Origin of the sequence: Vibrio sp. L5-1, from assembly GCF_021728315.1 — a bacterium.
Taxonomy (GTDB): Bacteria; Pseudomonadota; Gammaproteobacteria; order Enterobacterales; family Vibrionaceae; genus Vibrio; species Vibrio splendidus_K.
Map to the genome: position 1 here is coordinate 446130 of NZ_JAKKCQ010000001.1, position 14041 is coordinate 460170.

At 42.7% G+C, this 14041-nt stretch carries 17 protein-coding genes; 7 read left to right on the forward strand and 10 right to left on the reverse strand.

Translation table 11 applies throughout. The annotated features are described in order from the left end of the window. Nucleotides 1–58: 58 nt before the first annotated feature. Both L3V35_RS01860 and L3V35_RS01865 read right to left on the reverse strand, forming a co-directional pair. Complete coding sequence (locus tag L3V35_RS01860; RefSeq protein WP_237298196.1) at nt 59–421, reverse strand: RidA family protein; 363 nt, start codon at nt 419–421, stop codon at nt 59–61. Between the two features lie 112 nt (nt 422–533). Further along, nucleotides 534–1298, reverse strand: a complete 765-nt coding sequence (locus tag L3V35_RS01865) for a PhzF family phenazine biosynthesis protein (RefSeq protein WP_237298929.1) — start codon at nt 1296–1298, stop codon at nt 534–536. 197 nt (nt 1299–1495) lie between these two features. On the opposite strand from L3V35_RS01865, the gene L3V35_RS01870 reads away from it, so the two are divergent. Next, entirely contained in the window at nt 1496–1942 is a 447-nt protein-coding gene (locus tag L3V35_RS01870; protein WP_004731440.1) for a DUF417 family protein, read from the forward strand. Nucleotides 1943–2075: 133 nt separating this feature from the next. Here L3V35_RS01870 and L3V35_RS01875 read toward each other — a convergent pair whose 3' ends face one another. The 8 genes from L3V35_RS01875 to L3V35_RS01910 form a co-directional block, all read right to left on the reverse strand. Next, a complete protein-coding gene (locus L3V35_RS01875; RefSeq protein ID WP_237298197.1) occupies nt 2076–2594 on the reverse strand; it encodes a GNAT family N-acetyltransferase in 519 nt (172 codons plus the stop codon). Between the two features lie 70 nt (nt 2595–2664). Continuing rightward, a complete protein-coding gene (locus tag L3V35_RS01880; protein WP_237298198.1) occupies nt 2665–3129 on the reverse strand; it encodes an acyltransferase in 465 nt (154 codons plus the stop codon). 113 nt (nt 3130–3242) lie between these two features. Further along, nucleotides 3243–3392 (reverse strand): hypothetical protein, encoded by a 150-nt coding sequence (locus L3V35_RS01885; protein WP_165886753.1) that lies wholly within the window; start codon nt 3390–3392, stop codon nt 3243–3245. Nucleotides 3393–3486: 94 nt separating this feature from the next. Beyond that, nucleotides 3487–3843 carry a hypothetical protein gene (locus tag L3V35_RS01890; RefSeq protein ID WP_146457734.1) on the reverse strand — a complete coding sequence of 119 codons (357 nt, stop codon included), beginning with the start codon at nt 3841–3843 and terminating at the stop codon, nt 3487–3489. A 223-nt stretch (nt 3844–4066) separates the two neighbouring features. After that, nucleotides 4067–5314 carry a RidA family protein gene (locus tag L3V35_RS01895; RefSeq protein WP_237298199.1) on the reverse strand — a complete coding sequence of 416 codons (1248 nt, stop codon included), beginning with the start codon at nt 5312–5314 and terminating at the stop codon, nt 4067–4069. 578 nt (nt 5315–5892) lie between these two features. Beyond that, nucleotides 5893–6327, reverse strand: a complete 435-nt coding sequence (locus L3V35_RS01900; protein ID WP_237298200.1) for a GNAT family N-acetyltransferase — start codon at nt 6325–6327, stop codon at nt 5893–5895. 146 nt (nt 6328–6473) lie between these two features. Continuing rightward, complete coding sequence (locus tag L3V35_RS01905) at nt 6474–6824, reverse strand: hypothetical protein (protein WP_108100593.1); 351 nt, start codon at nt 6822–6824, stop codon at nt 6474–6476. 165 nt (nt 6825–6989) lie between these two features. Continuing rightward, nucleotides 6990–7874 carry an AraC family transcriptional regulator gene (locus tag L3V35_RS01910; protein WP_054545603.1) on the reverse strand — a complete coding sequence of 295 codons (885 nt, stop codon included), beginning with the start codon at nt 7872–7874 and terminating at the stop codon, nt 6990–6992. A 193-nt stretch (nt 7875–8067) separates the two neighbouring features. On the opposite strand from L3V35_RS01910, the gene L3V35_RS01915 reads away from it, so the two are divergent. From L3V35_RS01915 to L3V35_RS01940, 6 genes are all read left to right on the forward strand, one after another. Beyond that, a complete protein-coding gene (locus L3V35_RS01915) occupies nt 8068–9216 on the forward strand; it encodes an iron-containing alcohol dehydrogenase (RefSeq protein WP_004731461.1) in 1149 nt (382 codons plus the stop codon). A gap of 225 nt (nt 9217–9441) precedes the next feature. After that, nucleotides 9442–10188, forward strand: a complete 747-nt coding sequence (locus L3V35_RS01920) for an amino acid ABC transporter ATP-binding protein (protein ID WP_019350835.1) — start codon at nt 9442–9444, stop codon at nt 10186–10188. After that, entirely contained in the window at nt 10188–10985 is a 798-nt protein-coding gene (locus L3V35_RS01925) for an amino acid ABC transporter permease (RefSeq protein WP_237298201.1), read from the forward strand. The genes L3V35_RS01920 and L3V35_RS01925 overlap by 1 nt, the downstream gene beginning before the upstream one ends. A gap of 12 nt (nt 10986–10997) precedes the next feature. After that, nucleotides 10998–11807 carry a transporter substrate-binding domain-containing protein gene (locus L3V35_RS01930; protein WP_012600468.1) on the forward strand — a complete coding sequence of 270 codons (810 nt, stop codon included), beginning with the start codon at nt 10998–11000 and terminating at the stop codon, nt 11805–11807. A gap of 134 nt (nt 11808–11941) precedes the next feature. Then, a complete protein-coding gene (locus tag L3V35_RS01935; protein WP_237298202.1) occupies nt 11942–12868 on the forward strand; it encodes an amino acid ABC transporter permease in 927 nt (308 codons plus the stop codon). A 192-nt stretch (nt 12869–13060) separates the two neighbouring features. Further along, nucleotides 13061–14005: an ADP-ribosylglycohydrolase family protein gene (locus tag L3V35_RS01940; protein WP_237298203.1), complete on the forward strand. Its 945-nt coding sequence runs from the start codon at nt 13061–13063 to the stop codon at nt 14003–14005. Nucleotides 14006–14041 lie beyond the last annotated feature (36 nt).

Consider the following 14041-nt stretch of genomic DNA (forward strand, 5'->3'; position numbering starts at 1 on the left):
TGAGTGGCTTTGTTGTATTTATAACGTTTTATAAGGTTATTGGTACCAGTATCTTCAATTACTGGAATTTTTCACCCGCAGCAACCATAAACGACATCTCAACCAATAGCTCAGGGTTAGCAAGTTCTGCTTTCACACATGCGCGGCTTGGCGCACAGCCTTCAGGGAACCACGATTCCCACACTTCATTTAACGCGTCAAAATTGGCAAAATCTGTTAAGTAAATCGTTACCGACAATACGCGAGATTTGTCACTGTCTACTAAACTCATCATTGCTTCAGCTTGATCAAAAATTTGCTGAACCTGACTCTTAATTCCTGCAGATGTATCCTTCTCAGCCACTTCCACAAAGCTTGCGATGCCATTAAATACAGTTACATCTGACCAACGTTTGGTCGGGTTAATTCTATGGATTTTCACGAGCGATTCTCTTCTTATAATTTGGATTTACGTCAACGTAATCTAATCCAAATTCCTAATATTGAAAACAAAAATTGGAAAGCTCTATCTCTCCAGTGAGATCATCATTCTGTTATGGACGGCGCTCAACTCGTGCCGACACCACAATTGAAGAATCTGCCTTCCTCTCAACTTCAAAACAACCACCAGAACTTGAAAGCTGACGAACTGAAAGCTTGTCTTTCCCTAGCTTATCAAACCAATATGGAGCCAGTGAACATTGTGCCGAACCTGTTGCTAAATCCTCCGAAATACCGATTTTCGGCGCAAAATAGCGCAGAACATAACTGTCATCTGAGCTTTTGGCTGTCACCATCACTGCATGCAGATCTTTAATTTTTTTATACAATTCAAAGTCAGGCGAAAAATTCTTTACGGCTTCCTCTGATTCCAAAATCAGCACTAAATCTCTTGTAGAAAAAGCTTCGACAACAGATTGATTTAAAGCCGCCAAATCAATAGGAACATCGTGTAACTGCGAGTAAGATTTACCCTTCCAGCTTGGCAACTCTATTTGAGACAAGCCTTCCTTTCTAGAAATCACGACCTGTCCATAATCACTATTTAAGGTAACCTCATTGAACTTATACTTATCGATCAAACTAGTGCCTGCAGCCAAACTGCCGTGACCACAAAGGTTTATTTCACCATCTAAGGAGAACCAACGAATATCGAAATCATTCCCTGATTTCACGACGAAAGCAGTGATTGGCTGTGCGAGTTGATGCGTTACTTCTAGTAATTCCGGGGCGGCTAACCATTGGCCAAGTTCTACGACCCCACAAGGGTTACCTTTCGCTGACTCCCCACCAAATACATCATATATAAGCGCTTTGATAACCTATCTCCTTATTCTGTCATCTAAAGCTCTCATTCAAAGCTCTAGTTTCTTTTTCTTTACACAAATCATTAGCATAGAGAACACTAAAAGTTGCCAAGCATTATGATTCATACAGAAAACTAATACTCTCACAGCGAAATTAATTTTGCACTAGTGCGGTCATATTCAGGGATTTTATTAAATGGAGTACTTTTATGCATGTTCAAACCTATGATTTAAAACAGAGTAATGTGGGATATAACCTTGGTGTGATTGGCGTAGCATTAGTGCTCGCTTGGATTGGTATTTACAAGTTTACGCCAACCGAAGCGATGCTCATTGAACCGCTAATCGCAAATCATCCTGCAATGAACTGGCTTTACAATCTGTTTTCAGTACAAGCTGTGTCTAACATGGTGGGTGGCGCGGAGATCATTGTCGCGATTGGACTGATCGTTGGATTTAAGAAACCGACAATTGCTTTCTATTCAGGCATTGCTGCAGCGGCTATCTTTGTTGTGACACTCAGCTTCCTAATTACAACGCCAAACGCTTGGAAAGTATCGGATGGCATCTTAGTCACTAACTTCTTCCTAGTGAAAGATATCCTATTTTTGGCGATCGCGATTAGCGTAATCGAACGTAACAAACCTCAGAAGTAACAGTAAATCTAGAAGTGGCCAAAACCTAGAAGTAACCTTGAAATAAAAAGACTCGAAGCTGGCTAGAAGGACGCTGCCAGCTTCTAATGTAAAAGGCACTGATAGTCAGCTAGTCAGCTAGTCAGCTAGTCAGCTAGTCAGCTAAAACCTTACGATAATAATGAGCATCTTGATCCTTCCCTTTGAACACGGCGTAACTTTCAACGCGCTCAACTAAATCAAATCCTGTATTGGATAAAATTTTATTTGAGCCGATATTACCCACTAACGCATAGGCCTCAACATACCTAAGGGAAGAGTTCTCGGCCAAGTAGATAAGTAACTTCCTCACCGCGTTAGACGCAATACCCTTAGAACCAAAGGAATGACCTATTCGATAACCTAGTTCTCCACTTTCAGCGTTCTGATCGATATCACGAACGTTGATTCGCCCACAAATAGTGCCATTAGCGTCTTTGATCAACATAGGAATCATATCGCCATTGTCATACTCTGTTAGAAAGCTAGTGATTTGTTCGGCAACACCCGTATTAGAATAGAAACGGTCTTCCCGAGCTGGGACAAATTGCTCAAACCACTCTCTATTTTCGACTTCAAATTCCAACAAAGCACTAACATCGCTTGGGTGAAGTACGTGTAAAAATACATCCATAATCAATACTCTGTCGCTTATCTAAAAAGCTGCACCTTATGATTCATACAGCTCAGCTTGTCTTATGAATCTAAGGTAAGTCTCTTAACTTCTTAGCAGGGTTGCCTGCATAAATACCTTTCTCGGTGATGTCTTTTGTCACCACACTGCCTGCGCCGATTACCACCCCTTCGCAAACACTGACAGGCAACACTGTCGCATTAGAACCAATAGTAACGTTATCAGCGATAACAGTTCGCCCCCAACTGTCTGGGTTTGGATCTGGCTTGCCATCTTTAAACAAGTCATTCGCAAACATCACCCCGTGCCCAACAAAGCAGTCACTTCCGATAGTCACATACTCGCAAATAAAGGTATGAGACTGGATCTTACTTCTCTCGCCTATCACGGAGTTCTTTTGAATCTCGACAAAGGGGCCAACGAACACGTCATCTTTAAGCTCACAGCCATAAACATTGCTTGGCTCGATGATAGTGACATTCTCACCACAGGTAATGTCAGTAATCTGTACCTTTAACACTCTTGGACTGGCCATACTTCCTCTCGACATTAGCGTCATAATTCAACATAAGCGATTGTGCCGTATGCATTAAAACGCATCAAATAGAGATGTTGAGAGTTGGTAATGGATCAAAAATTCTGCATAAATTAAAACAAGCCAACCAGCACGACTGACAACAGTATTCCTCCGATAAAACTTGGGGCATGAAATGGGCGAGCTTTAGATTTTACGTACTCTTTCTGAAGCTCTTCTTGATAAGTTTTGACGGCAAGTTCTTTTACGTAGTTGTTTTGCATAATAAGCTCCTTTTCAATGAGTAAGAGAAGCTTAAGACTTGAAGCTAGGTTGAGGTAAAGCAAAAATTCAGATTAATTGAGCACATTGGGTGTGTTACTCGAGAATAACTCTAAATACATCGTTATTCACGCCGCCAACATCCACTAACTCGCCAGGCTTCATAACAAGCGAGGCGTTTAGTTGTCGTGTTGAGCGTGGCTCTTTCGTTTCTCGAATCACGAGCATATCGACGAAGTAGCCAGAATCTTGCTTTCGTATTGACCCTGAAAAAGTTACGCTTTCAACCCTATCCGCGAGCACTGAACTAAATGTTTTATCTTCTAAAACACCCGAAGAGATCGACGTATCACCATAAAACAACGTGATAGTTTTTGGGTCAGGAGCTAACTCTGGATTGGATGAACAACCCATCAAGGCTAGGCACAGCATTAAAATAACTCGAAATTGCATAAATTGGTTTTCTTACGTTAAGCGTCTGTTTTTCATATTAAAACACTTCGCATCAGTAAACACCATATGTCGGGCAGAAGCTTGTTTAGAGTGAGTTGTATAGCGAGACTTAATGATGGGGGTACGTCTTGGGGTAAAGTTCGCGAATCAGAGAATAGGCTCTGGTTCCTTGTTAGGAGCTAGAGCCTGAATTTAATCGCTTTTATCGAAGGGGTTCAGTGAATTAAGCAACAACGTCTTGTGGAGGTGTGCCTTCACAGTTAGAAACGACGGCATCAATTTGAATTAGAGCATTCATAGGGATCTCTGAAACTCCAACCACCGTTCTTGCCGGTAAGTCAGCGTTAAAGAACGTAGTGTAGATCTCGTTCACCGCATCAATATCTGAAACATCTTTAAGCTGAACATTAATTTTCACCGTATCGTCCATGCTGTGGTCAACACTTTCAATGATCGCCTTAATATTCTTAAGGCACTGTTCAGCTTGTTCTTTTATACCACCAGCAACCACTTCATTGGTTTTCGGATCTACAGGTAGTTGACCAGAAATATGATTGTAGTGAGAGAAAGCAACAGTATGCGAATAAGGCATGAATGGTGCTGCAACAGTATTATTGGTTTCAATAACCAGTAAGCGAGTGTCTTCTGGTAATTGCGGCGGTGTACCGTCACCATGTGAAACGGATGTATCAATTTGAATTAAAGCGCCCATTGGTAATTCAGCTGCGTTAACAACGGTACGAGCAGGAACGTAGCTTGGGAAGAATTTAGCACATATTTCATTTACCACTTCCGCATCTGCGATATTTTTTACGTAGATAGTCGTTTTAACCACATCATTCATGACATGTCCGATGCTTTCTAAAATAGCTTTAATGTTTGATAGACATTGGGCCGTTTGCGCTTCGATACCACCATCAACCAACTCACCTGTTGTTACATCTATCGGTAACTGAGCTGAAAGATTGTTGTAGTGAGAAAAAGCCGCAGTCTGCGTGGAAACTGCACTTTGAGGTGCATTATCTGTATTTCTTGATACCTTAACTAATGCGCAAGGTGCTTGTGGTTTAGTGCCTTCGCCGTTAGAAATCAGAGCATCCATTTGCACTAGCGCATCGCTGTTTGGCAGTGCAGCTACACCCACGACGGTACGTGTAGGCAGGCTGTTGTTAAAGAAGCTTTTGTAAACTTCATCAATAGCATCGATATCAGAAATATTCTTAACGAAAACATTAATCTTCACGACATCATCCATAACATGGTCGATGCTTTCAACAATCGCTTTAATATTATTTAAGCATTGCGTTGCTTGGTCTTTAATATCACCAGCTACTATTTGACCTGTTTTAGGGTCGACAGGTAATTGAGCTGAAAAGTTATTATAATGAGAAAAAGCGACCGTTTGTGTAGATACAGAATTTATTGATGCTTTTTCAGTATTTCTTGAAATTTTAATGATATCGCTACTCATCGGAATTATCCTTTTAATAATATAGGAATACGTATTTATATTTAACAATCGTATTAGAAAGAATGATTAAAGTAGCGCCATGTTAAGTGAATTATTTTAGGGTAAACGTGATATCCATCAGACTCTCAGTTGACTATAAATCAGCAAGTTACAGAATAATTAGTCATCGAACGACTAATTATCCGTAACACTAGGCTTTATCAACTGCTAAATTCTCTTTAATTTCAAGTCTATTCAATAATCCTGAATACTCTCTCTGAGAATACGATGAGTAATTCCTAAATTTTAGATAATATTTGATAGGTTGTTCACACTAAAAGTCCTATAACTCTTTTACTAGCCTAATTATTGAGCTTACTCTCTTATATACGTGCATAAACTCTTAGGCTGTTTAACTAATTATTTTAGAGAGCTATTTTTATATAAATACGTTAATAATATACTCGACAATCAAATACCAACACACTGAAAATGCCCACAATTAGATACATTTACTCACTTAATTCAACAAGACAACTGTGTTCGTTCAAGGTATCCGATAAGTCGGCCTAGAAGTAGCCACTGTAATTTTCAAAACATTAACGACGAGCGCCTAAGAAGCTTGACCATTTGTCTTTTACTTCAGGCGTTAAATCTAGCGAGAATTCGTAGCCTAAATGGTTTTCACGTGTGACCTCAAAACCTAGATGCTTGTGAAACCGCACCGACAACTCATTAAGACGTAGGACATTACTCACTAACACAGTTGAGTGTTTGTTTTTTAGGTTATCAGCAATGGAGCGAAACAAAGAAAGGAAAGCCGCCTTACTACGATAGTTTGGGTGTACCACAAACATAGGTACAAACCACTGACCATCGCCTAAATCACGCAGTGTCGTATAACCAATTAACTTGTCGCCTCTACGATATTCAAAAAGTAACCCCTGCTCAATTGATTCAGCACGTGACGCCAAATAAACATCTCTTTCGATCGGAAACCCGGCTTCTTTAGAAATTGACTCCAACGTGAGCATATCTAGTTCCAAATACTCTTCCATCATTACCTTCTTAGCTAATATCTTACTGGCGAAACTTTAAACGTCATTGATGCACGAAACACACTTTAAGCGAAAATTTCCAAGTATTAAGTATCATTGCAACTCATTTGTTCTACTGGAACTCAAAGAAGTTGAAGAACGAAGCAAGCAATAAAAGCAGGTAATCCTGCAATAAATAACACTAGGCCTGTTTGATAATTCATTCGATAATGTTCTTGTTGGTCTTTATCAAAATCATGGCCTTCGACCATTTTGTAGACTTTATCTGTTACAGGGTCATCAAGACGTGTGGTCTTACTATGAACACCACCTTCCCACATTAACTTGGCTAGAACCCAAATGACGATAACCACGAAAAACAAGAAATCGACGATTCTTGTAGTGGCAAAGAAAGGAAAAAACTGAGATAAGGCCAGAACAACCAATGCTGCCGTTAAATTAATCAATGCTACTTTCTTCAATAAATCGAGCAAGAGAACTCCTAGAAAATGTCTGTAAATTAAGCTTTCCTCACGAGAGAAAAGCAAAGACTAAACAGATATTTATAAAATAAACACTTCTCGATCAACCAAAAGATATACGTGATATCGCGCAACATGAAATACCGCACGTTTCGAAACATAAATATTGAGTAAAGGCTAAACAGCTCTTGGAGTAGTGTTGAAGTGGCGCTTAAATTCGCGACTAAATTGGGATGGGCTGGAATAGCCAACTCGGCGTGCAGCATCGCTGATGCGTAGGCCTTCTAGTTGAATCAATTCTTTGGCTTTGTTGAGCCTAACCTTCTTCAAGTATTGCAGCGGTGATTCGAACGTTACGTTACGAAAGGCGTTGTGGAACGCAGACACACTCATGTTGGCTTCGTCGGCAAGCGATTGAACAGTGATGGTTTGGTCGTACTCTTCATGCACTTTAGACAGCGCTTTAGCGACACGTGCGTAGTGACCGTCATGATGAGCTAAATCAAACAGCACTCGTCCTTCTGAACCGGTTAGGGCGCGGTAGACAATTTCGCTGACCATGGCATCACCCAATATGTTGGCTTCGATGTCGCAATGCAGCATTTTCACCAATCGAGTAAAACTTTCGAGCATTTGTTCTTCCATCGGCGTGGATTCTAAGCCGCTAGAATTCTGTCTGTGCTTATTGCAGTAGCTCTCAAGAAAGCCTTGGTCTTCTAACTTTTTTACCAAGCTGTGCAAGCGCTGAGAGTCAATGTTGATAGATAAACCAAGCAATGGTTCGCCATTTACAGGCAAGGCTTCACACTCCAATGGCATTGGTACACCTACCACAAGGTAATCACCTGCGGCGTAAGTAACGGGTCTGTCGCCAATGTAGATATTCTTTTTCCCCTGCCCGAGCATGATAATACCCGACTGGTAAGTGAATGGCTGACGCTGATTCCCGCCACTGCTTCTATACAACCACACACCGCCAATTTCAGTTTCTCTGATCCCTTCGAGATCATCCCAACCTTTGTGTTCTACATAAGACTGTAATAACTGCGCGAGTGTTTTCATAAGTGGCGACTTTCCATTCCAAGTGCTAAGAGTAAGTAAGCTAAAGCGGAGAAAGAATATCAAGTTTGTAGAAATAGGCAATTTATTTGGAGGATCAGCTCTTCATCACCCTAGATTACTGTACTAATATGCAAATATAGAAATTGAGCAATCAAATAAAATAACAAATTGAGCTTTACACAAGGAATCTCTAATGCAATTCACTTATGTTAACCCTACAGTTATCCACTTCGGCCAAGGCCAAATCAACGCTATCAGCCAAGCGGTTGATACTTCGAAGAAAGTACTAGTCATCTACGGTGGCGGTTCAATCAAAAGCAACGGTGTTTACGACCAAGTTGTCGCTTCTCTGAAGGATCACGCTTGGATTGAGTTCGCTGGTGTTGAAGCTAATCCAACCAAAGAGACGCTAGATAAAGCCGTCGCTCTTGTTAAAGAAGAAAACGTAGAGTTCATTATCGCTGTTGGCGGTGGTTCAGTAATCGACGGTTCTAAATACGTTGCTGCGGCAGCTAAATACGACGGCGACGGTTGGGATATCCTAGCGGGTAAACACCAAGTAACAGAAGCGACACCAATTGGTGCGGTACTGACACTTCCTGCGACAGGTTCTGAATCTAACATGGGTGCGGTAATCACTCGTAAAGAAACTCAAGAGAAACTGGCATTCATGAACCCTGCGGTACAGCCTAAATTTGCGGTTATGGACCCAGACGTAATGAAGTCTCTGCCAGAGCGCCAACTGATCAACGGCTTAGTTGATGCGTGGGTTCACGTATGTGAGCAATACATCACAATGCCAACAGACGCGATGGTTCAAGACGGTTACGCAGAAACACTGCTTAAGAACCTACTTGTACTGGGTAAGCAATACGACGAGCGTGACAACGACGCATGGCGTGCAAACCTAATGTGGACTGCAAACCAAGCGCTTAACGGTCTGATTGGTACTGGCGTCCCTCAAGATTGGGCAACACACATGATTGGCCATGAGTTCACAGCACTATGGCACGTAGACCACGCGCGTTCTCTTGCGATTGTTCAACCTTCACTACTTCGTAACCAAATCGAAGCGAAGCGTGGCAAGCTAGAGCAAATGGGTCGTAACGTATTTGGCCTAGAAGCGGGTGCTGATTTAGCCGAGCGTACAATCGCGGCAATCGAAGCCTTCTACCACAGCCTAGACGTTCCAACCATGTTCGACGGTTACGAAGCAACTAAAGCGGCAGCAATCGACAACGTTGTTGCTCAACTTGAATCACACGGTTACCTGCAACTTGGCGAAAACCAAGCAATCACGCCAGAGAAAACGCGTGAGATTTTAGAGTCTGCGATTCACTAAGAATTGCTAAAGTGGAGAGAAAGCAAAGACAATAGTCACACAAAGATGATTTTTTACATCTGACTGAACCCGTTACTTATTTCTTTCGTACAAACAAAGCAGCGTTCATTTTGGGCGCTGCTTTTTAATTTGCCCTACAAGATGCTATTAAATTCTCATAAGTCCTTAATTTTATGTGCATTCAGATTTCTATATTGGTAAGGTAAACCTGTCTCTTTACTAGGTATGAACAACGATTTGAACAATCTCAAGGAAATGGTTAAGTTTAAGTCACTTAACAAGTGGTATGGTGATTTTCATGCCCTAAAGGATATCGATTTAAATATTGAACAAGGAGAGATAGTGGTGATTTGCGGGCCATCAGGTTCGGGTAAATCAACCTTAATCCGTTGTATCAATCAGCTAGAACCTTTCGAAAGTGGCGAGCTTTGCGTGTTAGAACAAGTGCTTCCGAGTAAATTCAACACACCTGGTCAAGTCGGAATGGTGTTTCAGCACTTTCATTTGTTCCCCCATCTTACCGTGCTTGAGAACCTAACTCTGTCGCCGATTCGTACGCTTAAAAAAAGCAAACAAGAAGCCGAGAAGATTGCAATGCACTATCTCGAACGCGTACACATTGCAGAACAAGCCAACAAATACCCTGTACAACTTTCTGGTGGCCAACAACAACGAGTGGCTATCGCACGTTCACTGTGCATGAAGCCTGAATTGCTGCTTTTTGATGAACCAACTTCAGCGCTTGATCCGGAGATGATCAACGAAGTGCTCGACGTGATGGTTGAACTGGCGAGCGAAGGTATCACCATGGTGTGTGTGACCCACGAAATGGGCTTTGCGAAACAAGTGGCCGACCGCGTTATCTTCATGGATGAAGGACAAATTGTGGAATCCAATACGCCTCAAGCGCTTTTTGAAAACCCGCAACATGAACGTACTCAAGCGTTCCTAAATCAAATCCTGACCTATTGATGTTGATTCGAATTATTAAACCCGCCCTATCCGCTTTGGTACAAATTATTGTGCTCGTGGCTTCGGTTGTCTGGATCCTCGATTCTGGCGCACAAACCATGGGATACACCTGGCAATGGGAGCGCGTCCCGGACTATATTGCTTTCTATGAAGATGGTGAATGGTGGCCAGCAGAGCTGATTGAAGGGCTACTGGTTACCATCAATATCTCTTTGATTTCTTTGGTCGCTACGTTGATCATTGGTTTAACGACAGCGCTATTGAGAAACTCAAACTCTGTAGTCGGACGCACCTTAGCCACCAGCTATGTTGAGTTGATTCGTAACACGCCGTTATTGGTACAGATTTATTTGCTCTATTTTGTATTTGGCCCCGTATTAGGGCTGGATCGCTTTAGCACTGCCGTTTTAGCCTTGGCACTTTTCCAAGGTGCTTACACCGCCGAGATATTCCGTGCCGGTTTAAATGGTATTGCGAGAGGACAATTTGAAGCAGCTCAATCCTTGGGCTTATCAAAGACCTATACTTACTGGGATGTGATTCTTCCTCAGGTGGTGCAACGCACCTTGCCACCTTTGACCAATGAAGTAATCTCTCTTATTAAAAACTCTTCGATTGTGAGTGTCATGGCTATTTTTGACCTGACGACAGAAGCCAGAAACATTGTTTCTGAAACCGCGATGCCATTTGAGATCTGGTTCTCTGTGGCGATCATTTATCTTGCTCTTACACTTTCACTTTCTGCCGTTGCTGCTTGGCTTGAGCATAAGCTCGGGGCTAACTGGCGAACACAATAAGGATTTATCAGCATGAAGCTATTTAAAACCGCGATTACAGCCCTACTTGCGCTTGCCGTAAGTTTGCCTGCACTTGCTTCTGAAACGCCTAACCTCGATAAAATCAACGAACGTGGCTCACTGCGCGTTGGTATGTCGACATTTGTTCCTTGGGCGATGCGTAACAAACAAGGCGATCTCGTTGGCTTTGAAATCGACGTGGCGAAACGCCTTGCCGAAGATTCTGGTTGGAAAGTCGAATTTGTACCTACGGCATGGGACGGCATCATCCCTTCTCTACTATCGAAGAAATTTGATGTGATCATCGGCGGTATGTCTATTACTGAAGCTCGTGCCAAAAGCGTACTGTTCACTGAACCTTACTCGCACTCTGGTGTTCAACTGGCGGCTAATAAAGAGCTAGCGGAAGGTTTTACTCAGATCTCTGATTTTGATTCTCGCCGTGTGAAAATTGCAGCACGTCGTGGCGCTTTCACTGTTCAAGTCGCTCGTGAAACCTTCCCGAAAGCAAAAGTACTTCAGTTCGATGACGATGCTCAAGCATTCCAAGAAGTGTTGAACGGCAACGCACACGCGGTTATTGCGTCTAGCCCGAAACCAGAACACGAAACGATCAAAAACGCGGACACGCTATTTATTCCATTTGAAGAGCGTCTATCAAAAGGTAACGAAGCATTTGCAGTTCGCCTAGGCGAAACTGACAAGGCAGAATTCTTCAACGAATGGATCAAAGCACGTACTGAAGACGGTTGGTTGAAAGAGCGTTACGAGTACTGGTTCTCTACTCTAGATTGGCAAGACCAGATTGCTCAAGGTCAGTAATCAGAACTTTTGCTAGTGAATCGAGGCAGTGCGTTGTCTGCACTGCCTTCTCATCGGCAACTTGATTCGCTTTATTGATGATCTAAAACTTAACAAAACAGCCTACTAATTATTATTGTTTAAACAGGAATGACGTGAGTAGCACTAGCGCATTAACAACACCTAAGCCCAACTTTCATATGAAGCCTTGGTATCAACGCCTTAACCTTTTGGATGGCGTGTTACTCGCTGTCATGTGTGTATTCTCAGGCTGGCTTTATTATCGTTCGGCTGTTGGTATTAATTACCAGTGGCGCTGGGAAGATGCGTTTACACTAATTTTTATTCCACCTTCTCAAGGCAGTATTCCCTATTTTTTCCAAGGCTTGATCGCAACGCTGCGCTTAAGTTTATGGAGTATGGTGTTAGCACTCTCTTTTGGCACATTGTTAGGTGTGGCAAGGCACTCAAAGATCGCTTTTTTCAAAACACCGGCACTGATTTTCATTCAGTTGGTTCGTAATATTCCGCCACTGGTGTTTGTCTTCATATTCTATTTCTTCGTTTCTAACCAACTGATTCCATTACTTGGTTTAGAAAGTATCTTGCGTGAACACAATGGGGAGATTAACGCTGTTCAAGATTTCCTATTCGGCCCAGCTAACCTTTGGGAAAACTTGGCGTCTGGTGTTATCTGTATTGGCTTGCTCTCTTCTGCTTATATTGCTGAAGTGATTAGAGCTGGCTTAGAAGGTATTCCTAAAGGCCAATGGGAAGCGGCCGATTCACTTGGTCTGTCTGCATTGTCTAAGTATCGATTTGTGGTCGGTCCACAGGTATTAACGGCTATCACACCGCCTTTGGCTGGCCAAGCAATCTCCTTGGTTAAAGACACGTCAATTGTGTCTCTGATTTCGATCCAAGAGATGACGTTTGTTGGCACTGAGATGGCAAACTCCTCAGGTTTGATCTTTGAGATCTGGCTGATTGTAGGCTTCGTATATTTTGCTTTGTGCTTTGCACTTTCGCGTCTGTTCAAAGTGATTGAGCAACGTTCTAGTGCTTACCTTAACCACCAGTAACGTCATTAATCAAAAGTACCAAATCGCCCGACCATTCATTGCCCTTATCAATTTTACCTGATTGGTTTAAGCTATTGACCAATCAGGATTTATCCCTTCATATTTCTTCTTAGAAACACAGCAAAATACTCGCCTAATCACTATACTTAACGTACCGAACTACGTTGATTCATCTCAAGGACATTGCTCAACATGGACAATCATAAAGAAAGAGCTTTTTACGCCGTTGTTGGCGCATTGGTTGGAGACGCAGCTTCAATGGGGCTGCACTGGCTGTATGACCAAGAGAGGATCTTACGCGTGGCTGGTTTTGAGCCTGAATTTCGCTCACCGAATCGGTTCGATTATCAAGACAAAGGCTACTTTGCGCACCAAGGTAAAACCGCAGGTGAGCAATCGCAATATGGTGCTCAGTTACTGGCGATGGTCGACAGCTTAGTCGAAAACCAAAAATACGATGAAGCGAACTATATTCAACATTTCCGCTTCTGGTTTGATTTTGGCGGCAGTTGGCAAGGCTACATTGATAAAGCGACGCGCATGAGCTTGCTGAACATCCATCAATTAGAACTAGAGGACGCCCCGATTACTGCCTGTGGCGCAGACGATACGCAACTTCCCGCAGTCTCAAAGATCATCCCATTGGTGGCGTGTACTTACACCTCTCACACTTTACCAGCCATGGTAGAGAGTGCGGTGCGAGTCACTAACAATAACGACAAAGCAGTGGAGTGGGCGCAAGCCATCACCCTATTGGTTCAAGCGGCAATTCAAGGCAACTCGCCATTGCAGTCGGTAGAAATGGTGCGACAAACCTGTAGCAAGTTTGTACACGACCAAATCGACATGGCTTTGGCTGATCCCGAACTTTCAATAACAGATGCCGCGAAGAAGTTCGGATTGCATTGTGAACTGAGTGCCGCATTTCCCTTGCTGATTCGCATCATTGCGGGTGCTCAGAGCTATAAACAAGGTATTCGAGACAATATCTTATGTGGCGGTGACAGCTGCGGGCGTGCGATTGTGATTGGCGCTGTATTAGCGGCGTGTTTCTACGAAGAAGATGGCGAAATTCCATCCGAATGGCTAAAACAAGTCGAACTCAATGGCGGCGTGCTGTCTTTGCCTATTGAGTAACGATTACAACACAACGGCACATTGTGCCGTTGAGGT